26 protein-coding genes are annotated in these 26,066 nt (G+C 68.4%); 16 read left to right on the top strand and 10 right to left on the bottom strand.

Annotated features, from left to right (window positions below):
- Positions 1 to 7: 7 nt before the first annotated feature.
- The 9 genes from B4A39_RS00455 to B4A39_RS00415 all read left to right on the top strand — a co-directional run bounded on the left by B4A39_RS00455 (position 8) and on the right by B4A39_RS00415 (position 8,482).
- Complete coding sequence (locus B4A39_RS00455; RefSeq protein ID WP_292032077.1) at positions 8 to 475, top strand: CopD family protein; 468 nt, start codon at positions 8 to 10, stop codon at positions 473 to 475.
- Between the two features lie 312 nt (positions 476 to 787).
- Complete coding sequence (gene rho, locus B4A39_RS00450; protein ID WP_292032076.1) at positions 788 to 2,272, top strand: transcription termination factor Rho; 1,485 nt, start codon at positions 788 to 790, stop codon at positions 2,270 to 2,272.
- A gap of 86 nt (positions 2,273 to 2,358) precedes the next feature.
- Positions 2,359 to 2,598 (top strand): DUF6489 family protein, encoded by a 240-nt coding sequence (locus B4A39_RS00445; RefSeq protein WP_292032075.1) that lies wholly within the window; start codon positions 2,359 to 2,361, stop codon positions 2,596 to 2,598.
- A 4-nt stretch (positions 2,599 to 2,602) separates the two neighbouring features.
- Entirely contained in the window at positions 2,603 to 3,925 is a 1,323-nt protein-coding gene (gene mnmE, locus B4A39_RS00440) for a tRNA uridine-5-carboxymethylaminomethyl(34) synthesis GTPase MnmE (RefSeq protein WP_292032074.1), read from the top strand.
- An 81-nt stretch (positions 3,926 to 4,006) separates the two neighbouring features.
- Positions 4,007 to 5,902, top strand: a complete 1,896-nt coding sequence (mnmG, locus tag B4A39_RS00435; RefSeq protein WP_292032072.1) for a tRNA uridine-5-carboxymethylaminomethyl(34) synthesis enzyme MnmG — start codon at positions 4,007 to 4,009, stop codon at positions 5,900 to 5,902.
- Positions 5,899 to 6,522 carry a 16S rRNA (guanine(527)-N(7))-methyltransferase RsmG gene (rsmG, locus tag B4A39_RS00430; RefSeq protein WP_292032069.1) on the top strand — a complete coding sequence of 208 codons (624 nt, stop codon included), beginning with the start codon at positions 5,899 to 5,901 and terminating at the stop codon, positions 6,520 to 6,522. Before mnmG ends, rsmG begins: the two co-directional genes overlap by 4 nt.
- Positions 6,512 to 7,333 carry a ParA family protein gene (locus B4A39_RS00425; protein ID WP_292032065.1) on the top strand — a complete coding sequence of 274 codons (822 nt, stop codon included), beginning with the start codon at positions 6,512 to 6,514 and terminating at the stop codon, positions 7,331 to 7,333. The genes rsmG and B4A39_RS00425 overlap by 11 nt, the downstream gene beginning before the upstream one ends.
- Before the next feature lie 39 nt (positions 7,334 to 7,372).
- Entirely contained in the window at positions 7,373 to 8,257 is an 885-nt protein-coding gene (locus B4A39_RS00420) for a ParB/RepB/Spo0J family partition protein (protein WP_292032063.1), read from the top strand.
- 36 nt (positions 8,258 to 8,293) lie between these two features.
- On the top strand, positions 8,294 to 8,482 hold the full coding sequence (locus B4A39_RS00415; RefSeq protein WP_292032061.1) for a hypothetical protein: 189 nt from the start codon (positions 8,294 to 8,296) through the stop codon (positions 8,480 to 8,482).
- A 43-nt stretch (positions 8,483 to 8,525) separates the two neighbouring features.
- Here B4A39_RS00415 and holA read toward each other — a convergent pair whose 3' ends face one another.
- From holA to B4A39_RS00395, 4 genes are all read right to left on the bottom strand, one after another.
- Complete coding sequence (holA, locus tag B4A39_RS00410) at positions 8,526 to 9,578, bottom strand: DNA polymerase III subunit delta (protein WP_292032059.1); 1,053 nt, start codon at positions 9,576 to 9,578, stop codon at positions 8,526 to 8,528.
- Between the two features lie 25 nt (positions 9,579 to 9,603).
- A complete protein-coding gene (gene lptE / locus B4A39_RS00405) occupies positions 9,604 to 10,086 on the bottom strand; it encodes an LPS assembly lipoprotein LptE (protein ID WP_292032057.1) in 483 nt (160 codons plus the stop codon).
- Positions 10,086 to 12,668, bottom strand: coding sequence for a leucine--tRNA ligase (gene leuS, locus B4A39_RS00400; protein WP_292032056.1), 2,583 nt, complete (start codon positions 12,666 to 12,668; stop codon positions 10,086 to 10,088). Before leuS ends, lptE begins: the two co-directional genes overlap by 1 nt.
- Positions 12,669 to 12,749: 81 nt before the next feature.
- Positions 12,750 to 13,196 carry a DUF3576 domain-containing protein gene (locus B4A39_RS00395; RefSeq protein WP_292032054.1) on the bottom strand — a complete coding sequence of 149 codons (447 nt, stop codon included), beginning with the start codon at positions 13,194 to 13,196 and terminating at the stop codon, positions 12,750 to 12,752.
- 334 nt (positions 13,197 to 13,530) lie between these two features.
- On the opposite strand from B4A39_RS00395, the gene B4A39_RS00390 reads away from it, so the two are divergent.
- A complete protein-coding gene (locus B4A39_RS00390) occupies positions 13,531 to 13,926 on the top strand; it encodes an NtrZ family periplasmic regulatory protein (protein WP_292032053.1) in 396 nt (131 codons plus the stop codon).
- Between the two features lie 12 nt (positions 13,927 to 13,938).
- Here B4A39_RS00390 and B4A39_RS00385 read toward each other — a convergent pair whose 3' ends face one another.
- Complete coding sequence (locus tag B4A39_RS00385) at positions 13,939 to 14,592, bottom strand: thiamine phosphate synthase (protein WP_292032051.1); 654 nt, start codon at positions 14,590 to 14,592, stop codon at positions 13,939 to 13,941.
- Between B4A39_RS00385 and B4A39_RS00380 the strand changes: the two genes are divergently transcribed.
- The 3 genes from B4A39_RS00380 to gcvA are packed head-to-tail and all read left to right on the top strand — an operon-like array spanning position 14,591 to position 16,980.
- On the top strand, positions 14,591 to 15,301 hold the full coding sequence (locus B4A39_RS00380; protein ID WP_292032049.1) for a YggS family pyridoxal phosphate-dependent enzyme: 711 nt from the start codon (positions 14,591 to 14,593) through the stop codon (positions 15,299 to 15,301). The genes B4A39_RS00385 and B4A39_RS00380 overlap by 2 nt on opposite strands.
- Before the next feature lie 58 nt (positions 15,302 to 15,359).
- Positions 15,360 to 16,046, top strand: coding sequence for a response regulator transcription factor (locus tag B4A39_RS00375; RefSeq protein ID WP_105564206.1), 687 nt, complete (start codon positions 15,360 to 15,362; stop codon positions 16,044 to 16,046).
- Positions 16,047 to 16,056: 10 nt separating this feature from the next.
- Positions 16,057 to 16,980, top strand: coding sequence for a transcriptional regulator GcvA (gcvA, locus tag B4A39_RS00370; RefSeq protein ID WP_292032045.1), 924 nt, complete (start codon positions 16,057 to 16,059; stop codon positions 16,978 to 16,980).
- Between the two features lie 237 nt (positions 16,981 to 17,217).
- On the opposite strand, the gene B4A39_RS00365 is transcribed toward gcvA, so the two are convergent.
- Complete coding sequence (locus B4A39_RS00365; protein WP_292032044.1) at positions 17,218 to 18,132, bottom strand: hypothetical protein; 915 nt, start codon at positions 18,130 to 18,132, stop codon at positions 17,218 to 17,220.
- 94 nt (positions 18,133 to 18,226) lie between these two features.
- Here B4A39_RS00365 and B4A39_RS00360 point away from each other — a divergent pair, with 94 nt between their 5' ends.
- Positions 18,227 to 19,636, top strand: a complete 1,410-nt coding sequence (locus B4A39_RS00360; RefSeq protein WP_292032043.1) for an SLC13 family permease — start codon at positions 18,227 to 18,229, stop codon at positions 19,634 to 19,636.
- A gap of 7 nt (positions 19,637 to 19,643) precedes the next feature.
- Here B4A39_RS00360 and xth read toward each other — a convergent pair whose 3' ends face one another.
- The 4 genes from xth to B4A39_RS00340 all read right to left on the bottom strand — a co-directional run bounded on the left by xth (position 19,644) and on the right by B4A39_RS00340 (position 24,416).
- On the bottom strand, positions 19,644 to 20,447 hold the full coding sequence (xth, locus tag B4A39_RS00355) for an exodeoxyribonuclease III (protein ID WP_292032042.1): 804 nt from the start codon (positions 20,445 to 20,447) through the stop codon (positions 19,644 to 19,646).
- A gap of 217 nt (positions 20,448 to 20,664) precedes the next feature.
- Complete coding sequence (locus B4A39_RS00350; protein ID WP_292032040.1) at positions 20,665 to 21,300, bottom strand: LolA family protein; 636 nt, start codon at positions 21,298 to 21,300, stop codon at positions 20,665 to 20,667.
- Positions 21,301 to 21,467: 167 nt separating this feature from the next.
- Positions 21,468 to 21,863, bottom strand: a complete 396-nt coding sequence (locus B4A39_RS00345) for a hypothetical protein (protein WP_292032039.1) — start codon at positions 21,861 to 21,863, stop codon at positions 21,468 to 21,470.
- Positions 21,864 to 21,938: 75 nt separating this feature from the next.
- Positions 21,939 to 24,416 carry an FtsK/SpoIIIE family DNA translocase gene (locus B4A39_RS00340; RefSeq protein WP_292032037.1) on the bottom strand — a complete coding sequence of 826 codons (2,478 nt, stop codon included), beginning with the start codon at positions 24,414 to 24,416 and terminating at the stop codon, positions 21,939 to 21,941.
- Between the two features lie 106 nt (positions 24,417 to 24,522).
- On the opposite strand from B4A39_RS00340, the gene B4A39_RS00335 reads away from it, so the two are divergent.
- Complete coding sequence (locus B4A39_RS00335) at positions 24,523 to 24,726, top strand: hypothetical protein (protein WP_292032036.1); 204 nt, start codon at positions 24,523 to 24,525, stop codon at positions 24,724 to 24,726.
- A 56-nt stretch (positions 24,727 to 24,782) separates the two neighbouring features.
- Positions 24,783 to 26,033, top strand: a complete 1,251-nt coding sequence (locus B4A39_RS00330; RefSeq protein WP_292032034.1) for a UbiH/UbiF/VisC/COQ6 family ubiquinone biosynthesis hydroxylase — start codon at positions 24,783 to 24,785, stop codon at positions 26,031 to 26,033.
- Positions 26,034 to 26,066 lie beyond the last annotated feature (33 nt).

The raw sequence follows: 26,066 nt of genomic DNA, 5'->3' as shown, positions 1-26,066 counted from the left end.
GAGCCTCATGGACTATTACAACCTGGCCCGCGGGCTCCATATCCTGGCGGTGATCGCCTGGATGGCCGGCATGCTCTTCCTGCCCCGTCTGTTCGCCTATGACGCCGAGCAGAACGCCAAGCCCGAACCCCTGCGCGGCGAGATGCAGGCCCTGCTGCGTCTGTGGCAGACACGGCTGCTGCGGATCATCATCAACCCGGCCATGATCCTGGCCTTCATCTTCGGCGGCTGGCTGCTGTGGCTGCGCAGCGGCGACGGCGCCGACTGGTCCTTCGTCCACCAGCCCTGGATGGCGACCAAGTTGATCGGGGTCTTCCTGCTGGCGGGCTGGCATGGCTTCCTGGCGGGGCAGAGAAAGAAGATCGCCGCCGGGACGTCGAAATATTCGGGTCGCTTCTGGCGTATGACGAATGAAATCCCCTTCCTGCTGGCCATCGTCATGGTCCTGTCTGTGACCCTGGAATGGACAATCTAGAGCGCCAATGAGCGCGACGCGGTCGCTTGCTGCTTGAGCGCGCGAAGCGCCAGGCCGCGTCGGGTCGAATAGGCGGCGCCTTTTGACCGCGGCCAAAAAGAATGGCCTTGCTTGACGGCGACCCGTCATTCGTGGTTCCGCTGGCGATGAACCGTTCGGCGTAGGCCGCAGGGCGGTCCCTCTCTTCTCGCGACGCCTGCCGGATCGATCCTGCGGGAACACCGTCGCCCTCCCTCTGGCCGCAAGGCCGCGACATCGACAGACGAACCGCCTCGACGCCTCCCGGTGTCCGAGCGCGTGAGCGAGCACGCCATGACCGATACCCCCGAGAACGACGACCAGGCTCCGGAAGCCGTTGAAACTGCTGCGGAACGTCCCCGCAAAACCCTGACGTTGGGCGGATCGCGCGCTGCCGATCCGGAGCCAGCGCCGGAACCGGAAATCGAAGCCGTCGCCGAAATCGTCAACGACGACACCGGCGTCGACACCACGGCCGACGACGAGGACGAGGATGGAGAGCCCATCGTCCCCAACGGTCGCATCACCCTGCAGGAACTGAACGAGAAGACGCCGGAAGACCTGGTCGCCTTCGCCGAGGGTCTAGACATCGAGAACGCCGGCAACCTGCGCAAGCAGGACCTGCTGTTCGCCATCCTGAAGACCCTGGCCGATGAAGAGGTCGAAATCATCGCCTCGGGCGTGCTGGAGATCCTGCCGGACGGCTTCGGCTTCCTGCGCAGCCCCGACGCCAACTATCTGCCGGGTCCGGACGACGTCTATGTCTCGCCGTCGCAGATCCGTCGCTTCGGCCTGCGCTCGGGCGACACGGTGCACGGCGCCGTGCGCGGCCCGCGTGAGGGCGAGCGCTACTTCGCCCTGCTCAAGGTCGACACGATCAACTTCGAAGATCCGGAGATGGTCAAGACCAAGGTCCTGTTCGACAACCTGACGCCGCTCTATCCCGAAGAGCGCCTGCACATGGAAATCCAGGACCCGACGCTGAAGGACCGCTCGGGCCGGGTCATCGACATCGTCGCCCCGCTCGGCAAGGGCCAGCGCTGCCTGATCGTCGCCCCGCCGCGCGTGGGTAAGACGGTCATGCTGCAGAACATCGCCAAGTCGATCGAGCGCAACCACCCGGAAGTCTTCCTGATCGTCCTGCTGATCGACGAACGTCCGGAAGAAGTGACCGACATGCAGCGCACGGTGAAGGGCGAGGTCGTGGCTTCGACCTTCGACGAGCCGGCCACCCGTCACGTCGCCGTCGCCGAGATGGTGATCGAGAAGGCCAAGCGTCTGGTCGAGCACAAGAAGGACGTGGTTATCCTGCTGGACTCCATCACCCGTCTGGGCCGCGCCTATAACGCCACTGTCCCGTCGTCGGGCAAGGTCCTGACCGGCGGTGTCGACGCCAACGCCCTGCAACGGCCCAAGCGCTTCTTCGGCGCCGCGCGCAATGTGGAGCAGGGCGGCTCGCTGACCATCATCGCCACCGCCCTGATCGACACCGGTTCGCGGATGGACGAGGTGATCTTCGAAGAGTTCAAGGGCACGGGTAACTCGGAAATCGTCCTGGACCGCAAGGTCGCCGACAAGCGCATCTTCCCGGCCATCGACGTGCTCAAGTCCGGCACCCGCAAGGAAGACCTCATCACGCCGAAGGATCAGCTGGCCAAGACCTATGTCCTGCGCCGCATCCTCAACCCGATGGGACCGCAGGACGCGATCGAGTTCCTGCTCGACAAGCTGCGTCAGTCCAAGAACAACGGCGACTTCTTCCAGTCCATGAATACCTGATTTGGCCCCTAGCGCCTCGCGCGCGGCGGGCGGCTGCTTGAGGGCGTGTTTCACGTGAAACAAGGCCTAAGCTGAGAGGCGACGTCATGAAGCTGAACATCGAGATCGACTGCACTCCGGCCGAGGCTCGCGCCTTTCTGGGTCTGCCCGACGTGACGCCGCTCAACGACCATCTGGTCGCCGAGATGCAGAAGCGGATGGACGCCAACATGGCCGCCGTGCAGCCCGATGAACTGATGAAGACCTGGACGTCGTTCGGGGTGCAGGCCCAGGACCAGTTCCGCCGCCTGATGGAAGCCGCCGTCACGGGCGCGCCCAAGGGCTGAAGACTTGAGTTCAAACGCCGACACCATCTTCGCCCTGGCCACCCCGCCGGGACGGGGGGCCATCGCCATCCTGCGCCTGTCCGGACCAGGCGTGGACGCGGCCCTGACTGCGCTCGGGGCAGGGGGGCTGAACCCGCGTCTGGCCTCGCTCCGCACTCTGCGCCACGACGGCGAGATGGTCGATCAGGCCTTGGTCCTGCGTTTCCCCGGACCGAATTCCTACACCGGCGAGGACTCGGCCGAACTGCATCTCCACGGCGGCCGGGCGGTGATCGAGGCCGCCAGCCGCGCCCTGATCGCCCTCGATGTCCGTCCTGCCGAGCCGGGTGAATTCACCCGCCGCGCCTTCCAGAACGGCCGCATGGACCTGGCTCAGGCCGAGGCCGTGGCCGATCTGATCGACGCCGAAACCAGCGCCCAGAAGTCTCAGGCCCTGGGCCAGCTGGATGGCGCCCTCAGCGCCGCCTACGCCGGTTTCCGCCGCGACCTTCTCAAGGCCCTATCCCTGGTCGAGGCCGAGATCGACTTTCCCGACGAAGAAGTGCCCGACAATCTGGCCCGCACCGCCGGGCCGGTTCTGGACCAACTGGCCGCCGATCTGCGCGCCGCCCTGGCCGATTCCGATCGGGGACGGCGGGTGCGCGAGGGCTATCGCATCGTCCTGATCGGTGAGACCAACGCCGGCAAGTCGTCGCTGTTCAACGCCCTGACGGCGCGTGAGGCGGCCATCGTCACCCCCATCGCCGGCACCACCCGCGACGTCCTGGACGCCGAACTAATGATCGGCGGATACGCCGTCACCCTGTCCGACACCGCCGGTCTGCGCGACAGCGACGACGTGGTGGAGGCCGAGGGCATCCGCCGGGCGCGCCAGAGAGCCGAGGGCGCGGACCTGCGGCTCTGGGTTCGGGCGCCGGGTGTCGGGCAGGGCGACGACCCCGCATCGGCCTTCGCTCAGGCCGACGACCTGCAGATCTTGAACAAGGCTGACCTCGGCGCCGTCATGCCCGCCAACGGGATCGAGGCGCTGAGCCTCAGCACCGCGAGCGGGCAGGGCCTGTCCCAACTGCACGACTGGATCGCCGCCCGTCTGGCCCGCGACCTGTCCGGCGCCGACTTCCCGGCGGTGACGCGCGAGCGCCATCGCCGTCGTCTGGTCGAGGCTCTGGCGGCGGTCGAGGCGGGTCGTCGCGCGCTTGACCTCGCGCCGGAAATGGCCGGCGACGATCTGCGCCGGGCTGCGGACGCCTTGGCTCGCGTTACCGGCGCCATTGGCGTCGAAGACATCCTGGGCGAGGTCTTCTCGACCTTCTGTATCGGCAAGTAGTCGACGACCGGCGGTGTTTCACGTGAAACATCGGCGTCCTTCCAGTGGCGATTTCAGCCGGGATGGACTATGTCCTCGGCCATGAGCTCCTCCCCCTCGAACACCTTCGACGTCATCGTCATCGGCGGCGGACACGCCGGCAGCGAAGCCGCGGCCGCCTCGGCGCGCGCAGGCGCCCGGACCCTCTTGCTGACCCAGAAGCTGGAGACTGTCGGCGAGATGAGCTGCAACCCGGCCATCGGCGGTCTGGGCAAGGGCCATCTGGTGCGGGAGATCGACGCCCTGGACGGCGTCATGGGACGTCTGGCAGATGTCTCGGGCATCCAGTTCCGCCTGCTGAACCGCTCCAAGGGCGCCGCCGTGCGCGGCCCTCGCAGCCAGATCGACCGTCGTCTCTATCGCGAGGCCATGCAGGCCGACCTGGCGCAAACGCCGAACCTGACCCTGATGGCCGGCACGGCCGAGGCCCTGATTCTGAACGGCGACCGCGTGGTCGGGGTGACGACGGGCGAGGGGGGCGAGCTGCGCGCCGGAGCTGTGGTCCTGACGACAGGCACCTTCCTCAACGGCGTCATCCATCGCGGCGAGGAACGCATCGCGGCCGGTCGCTTCGGCGAGGCGCCGTCGGTTGGTCTGGCCGCCGACCTCTATGGCGCGGGCCTGATGATGGGCCGCCTGAAGACGGGGACGCCCGCGCGTCTGGACGGCCGCACCATCGCCTGGGACCGGCTGGAGATGCAGGCGGCGGACGACGAGCCTGTGCCCTTCAGCTTCCTGACCGACAGGATTGACGTCCCCCAGATCGCGTGCGGCATCACCCACACGACCGAGGAAACCCACCGTATCATCGCCGAGAACCTGGGCGAGAGCGCCGTCTATGGCGGCAAACTGTCGGGGCGTGGTCCGCGCTATTGCCCCTCGATCGAAGACAAGGTGGTCCGTTTTGCCGACAAGACCAGCCACCAGGTTTTCCTGGAGCCGGAAGGTCTCGACGATCCGACCGTCTATCCCAACGGCATCTCGACCTCGGTGTCCGACGCGACGCAGATGGCCTTCCTGCGAACCATGCCGGGTCTGGAACAGGTCGAGGTATTCCGCTTCGGCTACGCCATCGAATACGACTATGTCGATCCGCGCGAATTGACCCCGGCGCTGGAGGTCAAGAAGCGGCCCGGTCTCTATCTCGCCGGCCAGATCAACGGAACGACCGGCTATGAGGAGGCGGGGGCGCAAGGCCTGATCGCCGGCCTCAACGCCGCCCGCGCCGCCGCCGGTTCGGACCCGATCATCCTTGGCCGTGACCAGGCCTACATCGGCGTCATGATCGACGATCTGGTGACGCGCGGCGTGACTGAGCCCTATCGCATGTTCACCAGCCGGGCCGAGTATCGCCTGACCCTGCGCGCCGACAACGCCGACGTCCGCCTGACGCAGCTGGGCGTCGCCGCCGGCGTCGTCGGGTCAGAGCGCGCGAAAGTATGGCTGGATAAGGCCGCGCAGTTGGACCGGGCGAACCATGTTTCACGTGAAACGCAGTTCACGCCAAAGGAAGCCGGCGCGCTGGGCATCACCGTCAACGCCGACGGTCAGCGCCGCTCGATCCGTGACCTGTTGTCCTTCCCCAATGTCAGCCTGGACCAGTTCGTCGCCGTCCGGCCCGAGATCGCCGACTGGTCGCCCGCCGTGCGCGAGCAGGTCGAGATCGACGCCGTATACGCCGGCTATCTGGATCGTCAGGCCTCGGAGGCCGAGGCCCTGCGCCGGGAGGAGGGGCTGTCCCTTCCCGAAGGCCTCGACTACGCCGCCATCGGCGGCCTGTCGAACGAGGTCCGCGAGAAGCTGATCCTGGTTCAGCCCCGCACCCTGGGGCAGGCGGGCCGGATCGAGGGGATGACCCCGGGCGCCCTGACGGCCCTGCTGGCCCATGTAAAGAAGGCGACATCGTTCGCCGCAGAAGTCGAGACCATCGTCGCGTGAGCCTGGACCCCGTCGCCGCCTTCCGCGCCCACACCGGCGCCAGTGAAACCCAGATCGCTGATCTGACCACCTTCCTCGCGATGCTCACCGAGGCCAATGCGGTGATGAACCTCGTCGGGCCGGACTCGATTCCCGACTTCTGGAACCGCCACGCCTGGGACAGCGCCCAGTTGCTGACCCTCGCGCCCGACGCCCTGACCTGGGCCGATCTCGGCGCGGGCGCCGGCTTCCCCGGCGTGGTCCTGGCCATCATGCTGAAGGACCGCCCGGAGGCCCACGTCTGGTTGATCGACAGCCTGGGCAAGCGCTGCCGCTTCCTGCAGCAGGTCGTGGATGCGCTCGATCTGCCGGCGACCGTCATCAACGGCAGGGCTGAGGAGCAGGACGTTGCGGTCGACATCGTCACCGCCCGGGCCGTGGCGCCAATGGAGAAACTGCTGGCTTATGCACAGCCTTACTTCCAGCACGGTGCACAAGGTCTGTTCCTGAAGGGGGAGAAGGCCGAAGCCGAGTTGAAAGAGGCGGCCAAGGTCTGGCAGTTTAAGAGCGACCTCTCCGTCTCGCGCAGCGACCCGCGCGGCCGCATTGTATCTGTCCGGAGTCTTCGCCGTGTCCGCTGATCGCGAGAAACAGACCCGAGTCCTGGCCGTCTCGAACCAGAAGGGCGGGGTGGGCAAGACCACGACCGCCATCAACCTGGGAACTGCCCTGGCCGCCATCGGCGAAAAGGTGCTGATCGTCGACATGGATCCCCAGGGCAATGCGTCGACGGGACTGGGTGTTCCACGTGAAACACGCCGAGCGACGATCTATGACGTCATCGTCGATGGCCGTCCCATCGACCTCTCGGCGGTCGAAACCGCCGTGCCGGGCCTGTTCATCGTCCCCGCCGACGCCGACATGTCGGGCGTCGAGATCGAGCTGAGCCAGGCGGATCGCCGTTCCTATCGCTTGCGCGACGCCCTGGCGGCGCAGGGCGGAAACGGTCATTCCCGGTATGACTATGTCCTGATCGACTGCCCGCCGTCGCTGAACCTGCTGACGCTGAACGCCATGGCCGCCGCTGATGCGGTGCTGGTGCCGCTACAGTGCGAGTTCTTTGCGCTGGAGGGCCTGACCCAGCTGATGCGGACCATCGACATGGTCAAGCAGAGCCTCAACCCCGCGCTCGAGATCCAGGGCCTGGTCCTGACCATGTATGACCGCCGCAACGCCCTGTCGGGCCAGGTGGCGGCCGACGTGCGCGCCCACTTCGGCGACAAGGTCTATGACAGCGTCATTCCCCGCAACGTCCGGGTGTCGGAGGCGCCGTCCTTCGGCAAGCCTGTGCTGATCTATGATCTCAAGTGCACCGGCAGCCAGGCCTACCTGAAGCTGGCGCGGGAACTTGTGGCCCGTGAACGCCAGCGTCGTCAGGCGCTCGCCGCCTGATTGGCGGTTATCTCGATTAAGTAGAACGGAATCAGCATCTTGTCCGAACGTCAACGTGGTCTGGGTCGCGGCCTGTCGGCCCTTCTGGGAGAGAACGTCGCCGAGAGCGCGCCGGTGGACGGCGGGGCTCAGCCGACGGGCGTGCGCGCCGTGCCGATCGAGAGCCTGAAGCCCAATCCCGACCAGCCGCGCAAGCAGTTCAGCGCCGAAAACCTGGAAGAACTGACCGCCTCGATCCGCGACAAGGGGGTGCTGCAGCCCATCCTGGTGCGCCCTCACCCCAGCGAGGACGGCGTGTGGCAGATCATCGCCGGCGAACGTCGCTGGCGCGCGGCCCAGGCGGCCCGCCTCAAGGCCGTGCCGATCATTGAACGGGCCATGGACGACGTGGAGGTGATGGAGGTCGCCATCATCGAGAACGTCCAGCGCGCGGACCTGAACCCGGTCGAGGAGGCCTTGGCCTACGGCTCGCTGATGTCGCGCTTCGGCCGCACCCAGGACGCCCTGGCCGGCGTGGTCGGCAAGAGCCGCAGCCATGTGGCCAACACCATTCGCCTGCTGCAACTGCCCGACAGCGTGCTGGACCACGTCATGGAGAACCGGCTCTCGGCCGGTCACGCCCGCGCCCTGATCACCGCCCCCAATCCGGAGGCCCTGGCCGAACAGGTCCTGGCCAAGGGCCTGAACGTGCGTCAGACCGAGGCTCTGGCCCGCCGCGCCGCCGACGGGCCGCGCCCCTCGAAAGCCAAGCCGGTTCTGAGCGGGGAGGGCGCCGCCGACGTCGCCGCCCTGGAGCAGGATCTGGCCGACGCCCTGGGTCTGAAGGTTCAACTGGCCGACAAGGGCGGCAAGGGCGAGCTGACGATCAAATACGGCACGTTGGAACAGCTCGACGACCTGTGCCGTCGCCTGATGCGCGGCTGACGGGCCTTTCCGGTCTGGCCGTGCTAGGGTGCGGCCATGACTGAACCGACCGACAAGATCAGCGCCACCGAAGCCCTGAAACGCGCCCTCGCCGCCAAGAAGGCGGGTTCTCAAGCCGGTCCGGCTGGGATCAAGGGCGGCGCGCGTGGGGCCGAGAAGGCGATGCAGCGCCAGGCAGCGGCGGCGAACAAGCCCGCCTTCCGCCTGATGTCGAAGCGAGGTTGAATCTTCTGGCCTCAAGTAGGCCAAAGGCCGATAGGCCCCTCGCTTAAAGCCCCATCCGCCGGGCGCGCGCGGAGATCTCCAGCAACAGTCGTTCCGCGATCAGGGCCTCGGGCATGCCCGTGGTCTTGGTGGCGATGTCGGCGGCGTTGACGCTGTCCTGCACCTCGTCGAGCAGCTCCAGACGCCAGGCGCGCGCCTGACGCAGGATTTCCGTCTCCTGTTTCCAGAAGACGCCAGCCGACTTGGCCGCCTCCTTGGCACCGGCGCCCGAGGCTTGCAGGACGTTGATGCGGCGCAGCTTGCCCAGATGGATCGCGGCCATGCGTACGGCCATGACGGCGCTTTCGCCCTCGGCCAGGGCGCGTCTCAGGCCCGACTGGGCTGGTCCCGGCCGACCGCCAAAGGCCTGGAGGGCGGCGTCGGACAGGGAGGCGTCGGGTTCGACGCCCAGATGCTCGTCCAGTTCCGGCGTGTCGATGGTGCGTCCCGAGCCGGGGCCGATGTAGAGCACCAGCCGTTCGATCTCCTGACGCATCAGGCCGCGTTCGCGGGGCAGGCGGGCGACGAAGCGGTCCAGAGCGTCCGAGGTCAGGCCCACCTTGTCGGCGGCCAGGGCTTCGCGCGTCATGCGGGCGACATCACCGACCTCGTCCTCGTAGCAGGCGATGCCGACGGCGCCGGGCGATTTCTCGGCGGCCTTCCTCAGCGCGGATTCGCGACCCAGCGCCCCGGCCTCGATCACCAGCATGGCGTCGGGATTGTAGCCGCCGTCGGCGTGGATGGTCAGGGCGGCGGCGATGGCCTTGTCGACGCTGGCCTTGCCGTCGGCCAGGCGGATGCGGATCAGCCGACGCCCGCCGATCATGCTCAGCGCCGTCAGCGCCTCCTCCAGCCTGACCGCATCGCCGTCGATATCGGCCTCGGTCAGGAAGGTGACGTTGAACGGGTCGTTCAGGTCGGGCGTGATGGCCTTGTAGAGGGTCAGGGCCCGCTCGGTGACGCCCGAGCGGTCCTTGCCGTGAATGACGGCGGCGCGGATGTGGCCGTCCGGCGCTTTCAGGAAGCGGTCGACCTCGGGCCGCTTGGCCAGGATCACGCGCCTGTTTCCTTCAGGACAGGCCTCACTGACCCGCCAGGGCGCGCATCATGTCCAGCCGGATCAGGCGCGCCAGATCGGCGGCGGCCCGGTCCTCGCCGTCCTGCTGGGCGGCGATGGCGGCATAGGGCTGGTCGGCGGCGGCGTAGGTGGTGGTGGTGGTCTGCGATCCCTTGACCGGCGTCCCGCCGCTGACCGGGGTCAGGGTCCAGTCGGCCTTGACCGTCAGCTCATAACGGCTGGCGGTGTCGTCGATGCGCCGACCCAGGGGGCGACGTTCCTGCTGGACCTCGGTCGTCAGACGATAGAGGGGCTGGACCGAGCCGTCGCGGCCGAAGGCGTCCTCTAGCTGCTCGCGCAGCCGGTAGCCCAGACGATTGTCCGGCGTGGTCACGGCGATGCGGGACAGGCCCGCGCCCACGCCCATCTCGCCATACATCGGCGTAAAGCCGCAGCCGGACAGCAGGGCCGCGCCGGCGATTGCCGTCAGGACGAGGGCGCGACGCATCAGCCAGCCACCAGATTGACGATACGGTCGGGCACCACGATCACCTTGCGGACGCTGAGGTTGTTGGCGGCAAGGTAGGCCTGAACCGTCGGATTGGCGAGAGCGGCGGCCTCGACCGTGGCGTTGTCCGATCCGCGGGGCAGAACCACCTCGCCTCGGCGCTTGCCGCCGATCTGGACCGGCAGGGTCACTTCATCGTCGGCGGCCAGGGCCGCGTCGAAGACCGGCCAGGGGGCGTCCAGGACCATGCCCTCTTCCCCCAGTCGCGCCCAGGCTTCTTCGGCCAGGTGGGGGGTGAAGGGGGCGATCAGGCGGGCCATGGTCGTCAGGGCCGTCCTGCGCGCCTCACCGCCTGCCTTGTCGTGCTGACGCAGGGTCGCCAGGAAGGCGTAGAGCTTGGCGATGGCCGAGTTGAAGCGGAAGCCCTCGACGCCTTCGCTGACGGCCTTGATGGTCTTGTGCGTCTCGCGGATCAGGCTGGCGTCGACATCGGCGTTGGCCGGGGCGGCGGCGTCAAAGCCCTCGAACTCGGTCCAGACGCGCTGGACGAAGCGGCTGGCGCCCTCGACGCCGCCCGCCGACCACTGCACGTCGCGCTCGGGCGGGCTGTCGGACAGGACGAACAGGCGGCCGGCGTCGACGCCGTAAGCCTCGATGATGTCCTGGGGCGCGACCACGTTCTTCTTGGACTTGGACATCTTCTCGATGTCGCCGATCGTCAGGGCGGCGCCGGTGGACAGACGGGAGGCCACGCGCTTGCCGTCCACGGTCTCGATGCGTACGTCCGAAGGCTCGACCCAGCGCGGCTTGCCGCTGGCTTCGTGACCTTCGTAGTAGGTCTCGTGGACCACCATGCCTTGCGTGAACAGGCCGGCGAATGGCTCCTTCACATCCATCAGGCCGGCGTCCGACAGGGCGCGGGTGATGAAGCGGGCGTAGAGCAGGTGCAGGACTGCGTGTTCGACGCCGCCAATATACTGATCGACCGGCAGCCATTTGGACGCGGCGGCCTTGTTGATCGGCTCGTCGGCCTTGGGGTCGGCGAAGCGGGCGAAGTACCAGCTGGAATCCACGAAGGTGTCGAGCGTATCCGTCTCGCGACGGGCTTCGCCGCCGCAGGTCGGGCAGGCGACGTGCTTCCAGGTCGGGTGACGGTCCAGCGGGTTGCCGGGCACGTCGAAACTCACGTCCTTGGGCAGTTCGACCGGCAGTTGTTCGGTCGGAACCGCGACCGGGCCGCAGGTCTCGCAGTGAATGATGGGGATGGGGCAGCCCCAGTAGCGCTGGCGGCTGACGCCCCAGTCGCGCAGCCGGTAGATGGTCCGGGCCTCGCCGGTCGCGGCCGCCTCGATCCGGGCGATGGCCTCGGCCTTGGCGGCCTCGATGTCCAGGCCGTCGAGGAAGTCCGAATGGAAGATGGAGCCGGGGCCCGTATAGGCCTCATTGGCCACGGCGAAATCGTCGCCTGCGCCCTCGGGGCGGACGACCGGGATGACCGGCAGATCGTACTTGCGGGCGAAGTCCAGATCGCGCTGGTCATGGGCCGGGCAGGCGAAGATGGCGCCCGTGCCGTATTCCGACAGGATGAAGTTGGCGATCCAGACCGGGATCTCGGCGCCGGTGAAGGGGTGGACGACCTTCAGGCCCGTGTCCCAGCCGATCTTCTCGGCCTGTTCGATCTCGGCCTGCGAGGCGCCGCCCTTGCGGCATTCGGCGACGAAGGCGGCGATCTCGGGATTGGCGTCGGCCAGCTGCTTCGAGATGGGGTGGTCGGGGGCCAGGCCGACGAAGCTGGCGCCGAACAGGGTGTCGGGGCGGGTGGTGTAGACCTCGACCGCGTCGTGGCCGGCGGGCGCCGCGCCGGGCGTAAAGGCCCATTTCATCTGCAGGCCCCTGGACCGGCCGATCCAGTTTTCCTGCATCAGGCGGACCTTGTCAGGCCAGCGGCCTTCCAGTTCGGACAGGCCGTCGATCAGATCATCCGCATACTGAGTAATGCGCAGGAACCACTGGTTCAGCTTGCGCTTCTCGACCAGGGCGCCCGAGCGCCAGCCACGGCCGTCGATGACCTGCTCGTTGGCCAGGACCGTGTTGTCGACCGGATCCCAGTTGACCACGCCGTCCTTGCGATAGACCAGACCGCGCTTGTAGAGCTCCAGGAACCAGGCCTGCTGCTTGCCGTAGTAGTCGGGGTCGCAGGTGGCGAACTCGCGGCTCCAGTCCAGCGACAGACCCAGCAGTTTCAGCTGGTCGCGCATGGTGGCGATGTTGGACCAGGTCCAGTCGCCGGGGTGGACGCCGCGCTCCATGGCCGCGTTCTCGGCCGGCATGCCGAAGGCGTCCCAGCCCATGGGGTGCAGGACATCGAACCCTTGCGCTCGCTTGTGACGCGCCACCACGTCGCCCATCACATAGTTGCGGGCGTGGCCCATGTGGATGTTGCCCGACGGATAGGGGAACATCTCGAGGACGTAGTATTTCGGCCGGCCGGTGTCGGCGTTGGACACCGAAAAGGCGTCAGCGGCCGCCCAGCGGGCCTGCTGGCGGGGTTCGGCGGTCTTGGGCTCGTAACGAGTGGCCACGGCGTATCCTGAGGTATCGCCTCAGGCGCGAAGCTTGAGGCGGCCCTGAGGTCTGCGTTGGGTGGCGAAAGAAGGCGGCGCTTAGCGCGCCGCGTTGGCGAGGTTGAGCTGGCGGGCCTTGGTCAGGATGGCGTTCTCCAGATCGGTTTCCGTCTGGGCCGCGACCGGGGCGGCGGTCCAGGCGCCGGCGGCGTCCTTGACTTCCTTGGTCACCGACACGTTCAGGGCGTCGGCGCGCAGACGGCGGTCCAGAATGAAGACCGTGGCCTTGAAGCGCTCGTTCGGCGCCTGCGGATTGACGTGCCAGTCATAGTTGACCACGCCGCCCCAGGGGTCGGCGCTGGCCAGCGGCATGAAGGACAGGGTGTCCAGCGTCGCGCGCCAGAGATAGGCGTTCACGCCGATGCCGAGTTGGGCGTCGGCCTTGGGGGCCTCTTCCTTGCCGCCCACGAAAGGCAGGCTGGAACAACCGCCCAGCAGCAGTCCCGACGCAATAAGGGCGACCGCAGCGCCGCGAACAAAAGCCATTCCGAGGTCTCCGTAAAGGTTCGAGGCCGAGCCGCAGCGCGAACCCTGGACGCAAGGCGTCCCTGATCCGCGCACGTCTGCGCCGCAGCCACGCTCTATAACACGGCGAAAAGGGGCCGTGACAAGGCGAACCGATGTTCGAGCGACGGTAAGTCGACTTATTGGCGTGGTGCCAGCGCCACAGCGACCGCAAGAGTCGTGCGGAACGACCTGTGGATGACTACGTTTCGTTGACCGGGTGGACCGGCGGTGTCTAATCGCTGTGTTCTTGAGCCTCGGCTCGAGTTCAGGAATCAAGGACCGGCGGGTCAACGCTGGTCCCAAGGGTTGGAAGATGCGTTTCGTTGCGATCATCGCTGCGACTGTGGGCGCCCTGGCTATCGCCGGGACGGCTCATGACGCCTCGGCCCAGGCGCGTCGCGCGCCGGCGGTGTCCCTGACCGAAGCGGCTCCCGCTCAGCATTCGACGCCCGCACCGCAACGGCGCGGCCTGCGCTGGAACGACAGCGGCCGCTGGGGCCTGAACTTCAACCTGAATCAGCCCGTCGGCCGTGAGACCGACTGGGGCGATGTCGAGGCCGGTGCCTATTATCGGCTGAGCCCGCGCCTTCGGGTCGGCGCTGCGGCCAATCTGGCCGCCCCTGAGGTCGATCCTGCCCGCGCGCCTGAAAGCGCCGCTGACCGCCGCGCCGCGCCGCGCGTCCGTCTGGAAACCATCTTCAAATTCTGATCGCGTTCGGCCTCAGGGCCTGAAGGCGGCCTGAACGGCGTCCACGCCGGCGATCCCGCACGCGCCTGACCCGATCAAAGTCTCTGCATTGGCGGGGACGATCCCGCCTAGCGCATAGACGGGGCAGGGCGCGACGGCCGCCATCGCCCTGAAGCCTTCGATCCCTAAGGCAGGCTTTGCCGCCGACGCCCCGCCTGCTGGAAAGACCGGCGACAGCACAAGGGCGTCCAGATCGCCCGCCGATTTCACCGCCGCCAGAGAATGGGCCGCGCCAGTCAGCAACCAGTCGGGCCGCCGTCCGGACAGGGCGTAGGCCGCCGACAAGGCCCGTTCGGGCAGATGCACCCCGTCCGCCGCGATTCGCTCGGCCAGGTCAGCGTCCAGTCCGACCAGCAGGCGTACGCCCGCGGCCTGTGTCGCCGTCCTCAACCGCAGGCCCGTCTCCAGGGCGTCCGGCGCGCCGAAATGGCGGAACACCACGCCGGCTCCGGCGGGAAGATGCGCCGCCGTCTCCCACGGGCGAGACGTGCGCCGGGGGTCAGTGAAGAAGAGCAGGGGCGGCAGGGGGCGTCTTTCACGTCTATCGGGCGGGCTGACAGCCGCCTCCGCACGGGCTAGAGCCGTCGCCGTCCGCCACAGGGCGTCTGCGTCTTCGGTGAGGGTCATGACCGCCTCTAATCCCGCTTCCGGCTCTGCGTCCATCGCTGATCGCTTCGTCGCCGTGCGTGCGCGCATGGCGCGGGCCTGCGTCGAGGCTGGTCGCGACCCGGCGTCGGCGATCCTGACCGCCGTGTCCAAGACGCAAGACGACGACGCGCTGGAGGCGGCGCTGGCGACCGGCCAGCGCGTCTTTGGCGAGAACCGGGTGCAGGAGGCGCAGGCGCACTGGGCCGGCCGTCGCGCCGCCTTCCCCGACCTGGAACTGCGTCTGATCGGCCCCTTGCAGACCAACAAGGCGGTCGAGGCGGTCGAACTGTTCGACGTCATCGAGACCCTCGACCGCGACAGGCTCGCCGCCGCCCTGGCCGCAGCGATGGCGAAGACCGGTCGTCGTCCCCGCGTCCTGATTCAGGTCAACACCGGCGCCGAGCCGCAGAAGGCGGGCGTCTTGCCCGACGAGGCCGACGCCCTGATCGCCTCGGCTCGCGACCTTCACGGCCTGCATGTCGAGGGCCTGATGTGCATTCCCCCCGCAGGCGAAGCGCCGGAACCGCATTTCCGGATGCTGGCGGACATCGCCGCTCGTCACGGTCTTTCCGTCCTGTCGATGGGCATGAGCGGGGACTTTGAAACCGCCATTTCCAGCGGCGCGACCCATGTTCGGGTCGGTTCGGCCCTGTTCGGGGAACGAAATCGGCCTCTAAACGCCTCTTGAAGCGATGAAATAGCGGAGCGCCCTTGGCGAACCCTTCAAGCCTCGCCATTCTCTACCCATGCCGACGCCCAAGACCATCCTGATCATCGACGACGACGACGACCTGCGCGAGGCCCTGGCCGAGCAGCTGGCCCTGCACGAGGAGTTTCGTCCCGTCCAGGCCTCCACCGCCACCGACGGGGTGCGTCAGGCGCGCGAGGTCCGCGCCGACCTGATCCTGCTCGACGTCGACCTGCCCGACATGGACGGCCGCGAAGCCTGCCGGCTGATCCGCAAGGCGGGGGTCTCGACCCCGGTCATCATGCTGACGGCCCAGTCGTCGGATTCCGACGCCATCCTCGGCCTCGACTCCGGCGCCAACGACTACGTCACCAAGCCCTTCCGCTTCGCCGTCCTGCTGGCCCGCATCCGCGCCCACCTGCGCAGCCATGAGCAGTCCGAGGACGCGGTCTTCCAGATCGGTCCCTACGAGTTCCGTCCGGCGTCGAAGATGATGCTGGACGACAAGGGCAAGAAGGTCCGGCTGACGGAAAAAGAGACCAACATCCTCAAGTATCTCTATCGCGCCGGGGCCAAGCCGGTGTCGCGCGAGGAGTTGCTGACCGAGGTCTGGGGCTACAACGCCGGGGTCACCACCCACACCCTGGAAACCCACATCTATCGCCTGCGCCAGAAGATCGAGCCCGAACCCGGCCAGGCGCGCCTGCTGCTGACCGATGCGGGCGGCTACCGCCTGCAGCCCTGACGACCGGACGATGAGCGAACGTCGCCCGACCCCGCCCTTGGTGGCGCTGCGGGCGTTCGATGCGGCGGCGCGCCTCGGCAGCTTCCGAGAGGCGGCCGAGGAACTGGGCGTGACGCCCGGCGCCGTCAGCCGTCACATCAAGGCGCTGGAGATGCGCCTGGGCCTGCGCCTGTTCGACCGCTTCAACCGGTCCGTGGTCCTGACCGCTGACGGGCGCCGCCTGGCCCAGGGCGTGGCCGACGCCTTCGAGCGGCTGGAAAGCGCGCTGGAGGCCGTGCGGCCCGGCCGCAGCCGCCAACTCAGGATCTCGGCCCTGCCGTCTCTGGCCGGCAAGTGGCTGTCGCCGCGCCTGCACCGCTTCAGCGAGGACAACCCCGACCTCGACCTGATCGTCTTCGCCGAGGACCGCATCGCCGACCTGTCGAACGGCGAGGCCGACGTGGCCCTGCGCTACGGCGAAGGCCCCTATCCGGGCCAGACGGCGCGTCGGTTGATGAGCGAGCGCCTGATCCCGGTCTGCGCGCCCTCGCTGGCGGCGGCGCGGTCCATGCGCCAGCCCGCCGATCTGCTGGACGCCGTGCTGATCCATGAAAGCTGGCACGATCTGCCGTTTTCGGACCGCATGGGTTGGAAGGCCTGGTTCGAGAGCGCGGGCGTGTCGGACCCTCGCGTCCAGCACCTGCGGGGTCCGGTTTTCAGCCACAGCCACCTGGCGCTCGAGGCCGCCCTGTCGGGCCGCGGCGTGGCCTTGACCTCGGCTCCGCTGGCTGCGGACGACCTGCGTGAAGGGCGTCTGATCCAGCCGGTCGATCACGCCCTGACCAACGACCTGGCCTACTGGGCCGTGGTCCTGCCGGAGCGCGCCGACGAGCCCAAGCTGCGGCGCTTCCTCAACTGGATCGAGGCCGAGGCCCACGCCGATCCTGTCGAGTGATCGGAACTCACTCGACCAAGCCTAACCGTGGTTTGTCCACAGGCGGTCGACGGTCCATGTTCGGGGTGTTCGGATCTCCCCGCCGAAAAGGACCAAGACATGAAACTCGTGCATCCCCGCGCCGACGCCTCGTTCGAAGCCGTCGTCGTCTTCACCGGCAGCGTCACCCTGATCCTGCTGGGCGTTCTGGCCGGCGCCAAGCTGCTCGGCGCCGCCTGACGCTGACCTGAGCTCAGCTCAACGCGGGCGCCATTCGCTGAGAAGGGCGCCCGTGGCTCCATCCTCGAAGGCCAGCCGGTCCAGCCGCAGCGCGGCGACGCAGACCGGCCGGCTTTCTGCGTTTCTCTGAGCGCATTTCACGGCCTTGCCGTCGGCGAAGGTCGTCAGCCGCCCCTCCAGCCTCAGGACGTAGCCGCCAGGGGCTGGCGCGGGCGCGATCCCCCGTTCTCCTCGAATGACATGGGCGTAGGCCTGACCCTGGCGTCGTCCCAGACGCGAGCTGTCGGCCTCGGTCACGGCCGCCAGCCCCGCCGTGCGTTCCGGCAGGGTCGCAACCGTGGAAGACGGCGCCTCGGTGGTCTTGGCCGGCTCTGATCCGCCCTGTTCGACCTTGGCCTCTGGGGACGCCGCCGTGGCGGCATGGTCAGGCGCCACGACGACGGGCGCGGGACAGGCGTCCAGCCCGCTCCACGGGCGTGCAATCCAGAAGCCCTCTATCGCATCCCATTGATCCAGGGCCGCCGCCGCGGCGGGCGCGACGCCGCTGGCCGCGATCCTGGCCTTGAGGTCCTCGGGCGTGACGGTCAGGGTCAGGCCGCCGTCGGGGCTGCGGATCAGGCGCGGCAGGCCCGAGACCGTCGCATCGTGGGGACTGACCGACCCGCCACAGCCGAAAGGCAGGCGGACGGAAACCGTACGACCGCTCAGGGCGGCGTCGCGGTCGCGGCCGTCGGCCAGGGCGGACCCCGCTTCGCTAAGGGCGGCCAGAAGGGCGGCGCGGTTCAATGTGGAATCGATCACGACCGTCGGCGCGGGGGTTGGGGCCGGGGCGGGCGACAGCGCCGGCTCGGGCGGCCTCTGGCACCAGACCAGCAAGGGCAGGGCGGCGAGGACAGCGACAGGCGCGATGAGACGGGTCGTTGTGATCGGCATGGAACCAGCCTAACACGAGAAACGCTCAAGGGCGCCCCTGGCCGAAGCGACCGGCATCCACAGCGGGGGCGAGGGCCGGGGAGGGTCCGCGCGCGTGACGCTGGATCAGATCATCGCACTCATCGTTCTGGTCGCCGTGGTCGGGGTGATGATCCACGGGCGGATGCGGTCGGACGTGGTGGCGCTCAGCGGCGCGGCTGCCCTGCTGCTGTTCGGGGTGGTGCGTCCGGTCGAGGTGCAGAGCGCCTTCGCCAGTCCTGCGGTCATCGCCCTGGCTGGACTGTTCGTCATCGCATACGCCATCGAACTGTCGGGCCTGCTGGGCCTGATGATCCGCAAGGCCACGGCCCTGTGCCGGCGCTTCGGCGCTCTCGGCATCTGGGTGGTGATCGGCCTGTGCGGCTCGGTCGGGGGCTTCCTGAACAATACGCCGGTGGTGGTTCTGGCCGCGCCTGTGGTGCGCGACATGGCCAAATCGCTGGCGTTGTCGCCCAAGCGCTTCCTGATGCCGCTCAGCCATGTGACGGTCATGGGCGGTCTGCTGACCCTGATCGGGACCTCCACCAATCTCCTGGTCAACGATATGGCGCGCAACGCCGGCCAGCCGGTCTTCAGCCTGTTCGAGATCACCCCTGTCGGCCTGGTCATCGCCGTGGTCGGCGGGCTCTGGCTCTACTTCGTCGGCGCGCGTCAGCTGGGGCGCACGGCCAGCCTGGATGAGGAAGCCGAGGCCGAGCGCGCGCGGATGGAGGCCGAGGCTCTGGCGGCGGCGCGCCGCCCGCGCCTGGGCCGCTGGCGGCTGCCCTTCTCCCTGCCGGCCCTTCTGGGCGAAAGCCGCAGCCAACGAGACGGCACGGGCGACGCCCATCTGGGCGATGTCGAGATGTACGCCTCGGCGGATCGACCGCTACAGTGGCGGCGCGCCCTGATCGCGCTGACGATCTTCGTCCTGGTGGTGGCGGCGGCGGGGCTGGGGGTGGCCCCCATCGCGGCGGCCGCCTTCGCCGGGGCCGTGGCCCTGATTCTGCTGGGCGTGCTGACGCCGGACGAGGCCTATTCGGGGCTGAAGCCCGATATTCTGCTGCTGATCGCCGGCATGGTGGTCGTCGGCACGGCCATCGAGGTGACGGGGTTGGCGGCCCAGGGCGCGGGTTTGTTGATCGAGGTGATCCGCCCCTTTGGCCCGCTCGGCGCCCTGATCGTGCTCTATGGCGTGACGTTGTTCGCGACCGAGCTTCTGTCAAATGCCACGGTGGCGGTGCTGGTGACGCCGATTGCGGTGGCGCTGGCCGAGAGCCTGGGCGTCGATCCTCGACCCTTCCTGGTGACTGTGATGATGGCCGCTTCCGCCGCCTTCGCCACGCCCTTCGGCTATCAGACCAATGTGCTCGTCTATCAGATGGGCGGCTACAGCTATCTGGATTTCGTCCGGGTGGGGTTGCCATTGAACCTGATCACCTGGGCGGCGGCCATGGTCGCCATTCCCCTCTTCTTCCCCTTCTAGACCGGGATCAAACGTCCAGGTCCATCACGACCGGCGCATGGTCGCTGGGCCGTTCCCATTCGCGCACCGTGTCGAGGATGCGCGCGCTGCCCTTGACCACGGCGGGCGTCAGGCCGGGCGAGGTCCACAGGTGGTCCAGTCGCAGGCCCCGGTTCGAGACCCGGAAGTCCTTGGCGCGATAGCTCCACCAGCTGGCCAGCTTGACCGGGTCCGGGATCTGGTCGCGGACGACATCCGCAAAGCCGCCCGCGTCCTGAAGCCGGCGCAGGGTCTCGATCTCGCCCGGGGTGTGGCTGACCACCTTCAGCATGAACTTGTGATTGAAGACGTCGTTGTCGCCCGGCGCGATGTTGAAGTCGCCAGCCAGGACCAGTGGCCGCTGCCGGTCACGCGTCTTCATCTCGGCGGTCAGGCGCTCGTAGAAGTCCATCTTGTGATCGAACTTCGGGTTCAGCTTGCGGTCGGGAATGTCGCCGCCGGCCGGGATGTAGAAGTTCTGCACCTCCACCCCTCCGATCAGTCCCGAGACGCAGCGACCATGGCCTTCGCGGCAGACGTCGAGGGCGGGGCCTTCGCCGTCGAGAATGGGCAGCCTGCTGGCGATGGCGACGCCGTGCCAGCCTTTCTGGCCGCGGATCTTCAGGTAGGGCAGGCCCATCTGTTCGAACGCTTCCCGCGGGAACTGGTCCTCGGTGCACTTGATTTCCTGCAGGCAGAGGACGTCGGGGGAATATTCGGCGACGAAGCGGGCGACCTGGTCGACGCGCAGGCGGACGGAGTTGATGTTCCAGGTGACGATACGAAGGGTCATGGCGCGGCCTTAGCATGGCTGGGTCACGAAAAAAGCGCCCGGAACGGGTCCGGGCGCTGATGAGTTCGTCTCTCTCGCCGCCGGGAGGGGATGATTCCATGGCGGACAGAACGGCCGCCGCCGTTCTGTTGTCAGAATGTCACAGGCGAGAAAAAAGTCAAATCAAGAAAAGACGTCAGGGCTGTGCCAGCCGTGTGACGCGCGTCTTGGTTGCGGCCTAGTTGCGGCTGGGGCGACGGGTCGGATCGCGCAGCTGGAACAGGCTGGCGGCCAGGCCCGAGGCAGGGCGCAGCGACGTCAGCTGGATGCGGGTGCGTGATCCCTGGGCGTCCGTGATGCTCCATTCCTGCAGCCGCAGCGGCGATCCGGCGAAGGCCAGGATGACCGACCCCTCGGCCGGCTTGGACGCATCCCGGGCGGTGATGGCGAAGGCGCCGGACTCCATGCGGGTGACGCGATCGATCCGCACGCCCTGATCCAGACGGACCTCGCGGGCCAGGAAGGTCGACAGCGGCGTGGCCGCCAGCGGCACCTGGCGGAAGACGTTCAGGCGCGGATCATAGCGTTTGACGTTGTTGCCGTCGGCCACGACCAGCAGGCCCGCCGGCTCGGCGTATTCGAAACGCATCTTGCCGGGACGCTGCAGCCAGAACTTGCCGGTGCGGCGCTGGCCGCCGGGGCCGGTCTCGACAAAGTCGCCCTGGGCCGCGGTCAGGGCCGTCAGATAGGCCTGGGCCTGACGCAGGGTCGCCTGATCCTCGGCGGACAGGCTGGACTGGGCCGAGGCGGGCGCGGCGGCGATGACCGCCAGGGCGGCGGCGCTGAAACCGAAGGCGCGGCGTGAAAGGGTCATGTCTTCTTCTTCTCCCGTTCGGGATGATGTTCGGAGGGTCATCAAGCCGCAGGCAGACGGCGACCCCATGACGCCAGCCTGACCATATTTCGGCGCTCCGATGAAGCGCTGTTCATGGTTTCAGCCACACCGCCCTTCCAAAGCCCGGCGTTCGTGTCTGGTTCGACTTAGAACAGGCGCTCGCCGAGGACGGGCCCGGTGTAGGGCTGAACCGAACATTGACCCTTGGTGTCCTCCATCAGTCGCCCGCTCATGTAGGCGATAGATGTGTAGGCGCCGGTCATTCGATCCACGCTCATCCTTGTCTGCAGGCGAGACCCGCCGAGCATTGCGTCTGTTTCGTCAAACGCGAGGTGTTGCGGATAGACGTTCAGCACACGGGTATCGCGACAGGTGCTGAGGCAATAGCGCCTGTTCTTCAGATCGACCCGGAAACGAATGTCATCCTTGGCCTCGGGTCTGCGTTTGCTGAAGTCCTGGAGGCCTGTGCAAAGGAGATCGAACTGTTGAGGCGCGCTGTCGGAAGTCAGCATGGCGGCGGCTGTCAGGATGGCGATAAGCATGGAAAAACTCACGGATCAATTGCGTGGGGCGGCCGGACGAGATCGGTTGCACGGCTTCTGGCCATGCCAAGCCGATCACACCATGGGCGGCGGGCCGGCCAGGATGTCGCGCTTGCCGGCGTGGTTGGCGGGGCTGACGACGCCTTCCTGCTCCATGCGCTCGATCAGGGTGGCGGCGCGGTTGTAGCCGATCTGCAGGCGGCGCTGGATGTAGGAGGTGGAGGCCTTGCGGTCGCGGGTGACCACGGCCACGGCGCGGTCGTAGAGGTCGTCGCCGGACATGCCGTCGCCGTCGCCGCCCATGGCTCCGTCGCCGTCGCCGTCCGGCTCGTCGGTGATCAGGTCGAGGTAGTCGGGCTCGGCCTGGAGGCGCAGGTGCTTGCACACCTCCTCGACTTCCTGGTCGGTGACGAAGGGGCCGTGCAGGCGGGTGATACGGCCGCCGCCGGCCATGTAGAGCATGTCGCCCTGACCCAGCAGCTGCTCGCCGCCCTGTTCGCCCAGGATGGTGCGGCTGTCGATCTTGGAGGTGACCTGGAAGGAGATCCGGGTCGGGAAGTTGGCCTTGATGGTGCCGGTGATGACGTCCACCGAGGGGCGCTGCGTCGCCATGATCAGGTGGATGCCCGCCGCGCGCGCCATCTGGGCCAGGCGTTGCACCGCGCCCTCCACGTCCTTGCCCGCGACCAGCATGAGGTCGGCCATCTCGTCCATGACGACGACCAGATAGGGCATGGGCTCGGGGCGGATCTTCTCGCTCTCGTAGACGGGGCGGCCCTGCTCGTCGAAGCCGGTCTGGACGGTGCGTTCGAAGTGCTCGCCCTTTTCCTGAGCCTCGCGGGCGCGCTCGTTATAGCTGGCGACGTTGCGGACGCCGAGCTTGGACATCCGGCGATAGCGGTCCTCCATCTCGCGCACGGTCCACTTCAGGGCCACGACCGCCTTCTTGGGATCGGTCACGACCGGCGCCAGCAGGTGCGGAATGCCGTCATAGACCGACAGCTCCAGCATCTTGGGGTCGATCATGATGAAGCGGCACTCGGCGGGCGAATGACGGAACAGGATCGACAGGATCATGGCGTTGACCCCGACCGACTTGCCCGAGCCGGTGGTGCCCGCGATCAGCAGGTGGGGCATCCGCGCCAGGTCGGCGACATAGGGCTCGCCGCCGATGGTTTCGCCCAGGGCCAGGGGCAGCAGGTGGCTCTTCTTGTCGTACTCGCCTGAGGCCAGCAGATCGCGCAGATAGACGGTCTCGCGCTTGGCGTTGGGCAGCTCGATGCCGATGGCGTTGCGGCCCTGCACGACCGAGATGCGGCAGGCGCGGGCCGACATGGAGCGGGCGATGTCGTCGGCCAGGGCCACGACGCGGCCGTGCTTCACGCCGGGCGCCGGGACCAGTTCATAGAGGGTGACGACGGGGCCGGGGCGGATCTGGTCGATCACGCCGCGCACGCCGAACTCCTGCAGCACGCCTTCCAGCATCTTGGCGTTCTGTTTCAGCGACTCCTCGTCCACCGCCCCGCCGCGCTGGCCGGGCTTGGCCAGGATGCCGAGCGACGGCAGGTCGAAGCCCTCGCCGGGCTCGAAGTCGAAGGTCTGCTGGTCCGCGTCGCTGCGAGGCTTGGGCGCCTTGACGGCCGCCACGCGCGGCTCGACCGACTTGGGCGCGCGGGCCGAGGGCGGGGCGATCGGGGCGGCGGGGGCCGCGCCCTCCCAGGGGGGGGCGTAGGCGGCCGGTTCGTCGTCGGCGTACGGATCGGCCGCATAGTGGTCGTCAGCCTCGAGGTCGGCGGACGTGGGGACCGGCACGGTCTCCGGCTGTTCATGGACGCGGCGCGGTCGGCGCGGGGCGGCCGCGGCGGCGGGCGCCGCCTCAGCCACGGCGCGCGCCGGCTTGGCGGGACGCTCCGCCTGCTGGGCGCGCCGGGCGGCGTTCTTCTCGGCGGCCCAGCCGGCGGTGTCGGTGAAGTCGCGCAGGCGCAGGCCCACGGCGTAGCCCAAGCCCCACAGACCCAGGACCAGGAACAGGCCCCCGACGATCCAGCGTCCAGCCGGCACGTGTACGGCGGCCAGACCCTGCGCCGACAGGCCGGTCACCCCGTCGCCCCACAGGCCGCCCAGACCGGCGGCGAGCGGCCATCGCGCGGGCGCCGCCAGCGCCGACAGGGCGGCCGACAGCAGCAGGACGCCCGCGACGGCGCAGAAGATCTTGAAGGCCGTGGGCTGTAGTCGATGTTGCAGGGCGTCGCCGACCGCGACCGCCAGACCAAAGGCGATCAGCAGCAGGACGGCGGGCCAGGCGGCCAGTCCCAGCGACTGCATCATCAGGTCGGCGAAGGTCGCGCCGGTCGCGCCGAGCCAGTTGGTCGGCCCCTGCGTCGAGGCGGCGTTCCAGCTGGGATCGGCCGGGTTCCACGAGATCATGGCGACCAGCAGCAGGGTGGCCAGCAGGGCTTGCAGGACGCCGCGGAACCGCACGGCGAAGGGCGCCGCCCAGACGATGCGGGCGGTGGACCAGGCGCGTTGGCCGAGCGCGAGGGCGACGGACATGAAGGCGAACCTCAGAAGACTAGGCTTCCCTTGTCGCGCGACAGGGTTAAGGGGCTGTTTACCAGGGCGGCGGGATCAAGCATCGAGGTCGGAGGATGGGGCGATCATGGCGGACCACAAGCTGGAGGGCCCAGGCAGCGCCGAACGGCTTGAGCGCCTTCAAAGGCGTTTTCGCCAGACGTCCCGGCGCTGGAGCGGGGCTGCACGGTGGCAGACCTGGCAAGCCTTGGCGCGCACGTTCCTGGCGTGGTTCGCGGGGTTGGCGTTGTTCGCCGTCGTGACCTTGGCGATCGCGGACGCTCTGCTCTGAAGGCTTGCGACCTCTGGCCTCTGGACGCGGGCGGTCATCGGCGCGACACAGGCGGCATGGCTCAGACGGACTACGACATCATCATCGCGGGCGCGGGACTGGCGGGGGCGACGTTCGCGCTGGCGGCGGCCCAGGGCGGGCTGAAGCCGGTGCTGGTCGACCCGCAACCGTTCGACGCGCAGCTGGCGCCGACCTTCGACGGGCGCTCGACCGCCATCGCCTATTCGACCTTCCGCATGTTGGACGCCCTTGGTCTGGGGGAAGCCTTGCGGCCCCACGCCTGCCGCATGGACCGCATTCTGGTGACGGACGGCCAGCGGCCCGGCGCCGCCAGCCGCCCGCCGTCGCCGGCCTATATCCGCTTTGACGCCGACGAGATCGGCGACCGCAACGGCGGCGAGCCGCTGGGCTATATGCTGGAGAACCGCCGCATCCGCGCGGCACTGGCCGAGGCGGTCGCCGCCGCCGGGATCGAGGTCCGTGCGCCCGCCAGCGTGGCCGGGGTCGAGGTCGGGCCGGGCCGGGCGACGGTGACGTTGAAGGACGGCGCGACCATTCAGGCGCCTCTGGTCGTGGGCGCAGAGGGGCGCGGTTCGACCGTGCGTCAGGCCGCCAGGATCGACACCTTCGGCTGGGGCTACGGCCAGAGCGGCGTGGTGGCGACGGTCAGGCTGGGCCGTGACCACGGCAATGTCGCCCACGAGTATTTCCTGCCGGACGGCCCCTTCGCAATCCTGCCCCTGACGGAGCAGCGCGCGAGTCTGGTCTGGACCGAAAGCACGCGCCGGGCCGAGGCCCTGAAGGCGGCTTCTGACGAGGCCTTCCACGCCCACCTGATGCGCCGGTTCGGCGAGTTCCTGGACGGGGTCGAGGTGGTGGGGCCGCGCTTCGTCTATCCCCTGTCGCTGCAGCTGGCCGAGAAGCTGACCGCCCCGCGCATCGCCATCCTGGGCGACGCCGCCCACGGGGTGCACCCGGTGGCGGGGCAGGGGCTGAACATGGGCCTGAAGGACGCCGCCGCCCTGGCCGAGGTCCTGACCGACGCCGTACGCATCGGCGAGGACATCGGCTCGGAGCTGGTGCTGGAGCGCTACGCCCGCTGGCGCCGGTTCGACAACGCGGCCCTGGCGGCAGGCTTTGACGGCTTCGTGCGGCTCTTCTCCAATGATCTGCCGCCGGTGCGGCTGGCCCGCGACCTGGGCATGGCGGCGGTCAACCGTATCGCCCCCTTGCGCCGCGCCTTCATGCACGAGGCCGGCGGGGCGACGGGGGATCTGCCGCGCCTTCTGCGAGGCGAGAGTCTCTAAGAGGGGCCTATCGCCCTTGGGGCTGCTTGAGGC

It is taken from the genome of Brevundimonas sp. UBA4553 (assembly GCF_002387245.1).
Taxonomy (GTDB): Bacteria; Pseudomonadota; Alphaproteobacteria; order Caulobacterales; family Caulobacteraceae; genus Brevundimonas.
This window is presented reverse-complemented; position numbering and strand designations above follow the sequence as displayed.

Coding starts and splice junctions, on each gene's coding strand:
- B4A39_RS00375 (WP_105564206.1), top strand. CDS start 15,360: ATGCCGACGCCCAAGACCATCCTGATCATCGACGACGACGACGACCTG.
- B4A39_RS00390 (WP_292032053.1), top strand. CDS start 13,531: ATGCGTTTCGTTGCGATCATCGCTGCGACTGTGGGCGCCCTGGCTATC.
- rho (WP_292032076.1), top strand. CDS start 788: ATGACCGATACCCCCGAGAACGACGACCAGGCTCCGGAAGCCGTTGAA.
- mnmG (WP_292032072.1), top strand. CDS start 4,007: ATGAGCTCCTCCCCCTCGAACACCTTCGACGTCATCGTCATCGGCGGC.
- B4A39_RS00350 (WP_292032040.1), bottom strand. CDS start 21,300: ATGACCCTTTCACGCCGCGCCTTCGGTTTCAGCGCCGCCGCCCTGGCG.
- B4A39_RS00345 (WP_292032039.1), bottom strand. CDS start 21,863: ATGCTTATCGCCATCCTGACAGCCGCCGCCATGCTGACTTCCGACAGC.
- B4A39_RS00455 (WP_292032077.1), top strand. CDS start 8: ATGGACTATTACAACCTGGCCCGCGGGCTCCATATCCTGGCGGTGATC.
- gcvA (WP_292032045.1), top strand. CDS start 16,057: ATGAGCGAACGTCGCCCGACCCCGCCCTTGGTGGCGCTGCGGGCGTTC.
- xth (WP_292032042.1), bottom strand. CDS start 20,447: ATGACCCTTCGTATCGTCACCTGGAACATCAACTCCGTCCGCCTGCGC.
- B4A39_RS00415 (WP_292032061.1), top strand. CDS start 8,294: ATGACTGAACCGACCGACAAGATCAGCGCCACCGAAGCCCTGAAACGC.
- B4A39_RS00385 (WP_292032051.1), bottom strand. CDS start 14,592: ATGACCCTCACCGAAGACGCAGACGCCCTGTGGCGGACGGCGACGGCT.
- B4A39_RS00330 (WP_292032034.1), top strand. CDS start 24,783: ATGGCTCAGACGGACTACGACATCATCATCGCGGGCGCGGGACTGGCG.
- B4A39_RS00445 (WP_292032075.1), top strand. CDS start 2,359: ATGAAGCTGAACATCGAGATCGACTGCACTCCGGCCGAGGCTCGCGCC.
- B4A39_RS00365 (WP_292032044.1), bottom strand. CDS start 18,132: ATGCCGATCACAACGACCCGTCTCATCGCGCCTGTCGCTGTCCTCGCC.
- lptE (WP_292032057.1), bottom strand. CDS start 10,086: ATGCGTCGCGCCCTCGTCCTGACGGCAATCGCCGGCGCGGCCCTGCTG.
- B4A39_RS00380 (WP_292032049.1), top strand. CDS start 14,591: ATGACCGCCTCTAATCCCGCTTCCGGCTCTGCGTCCATCGCTGATCGC.
- B4A39_RS00335 (WP_292032036.1), top strand. CDS start 24,523: ATGGCGGACCACAAGCTGGAGGGCCCAGGCAGCGCCGAACGGCTTGAG.
- B4A39_RS00340 (WP_292032037.1), bottom strand. CDS start 24,416: ATGTCCGTCGCCCTCGCGCTCGGCCAACGCGCCTGGTCCACCGCCCGC.
- B4A39_RS00395 (WP_292032054.1), bottom strand. CDS start 13,196: ATGGCTTTTGTTCGCGGCGCTGCGGTCGCCCTTATTGCGTCGGGACTG.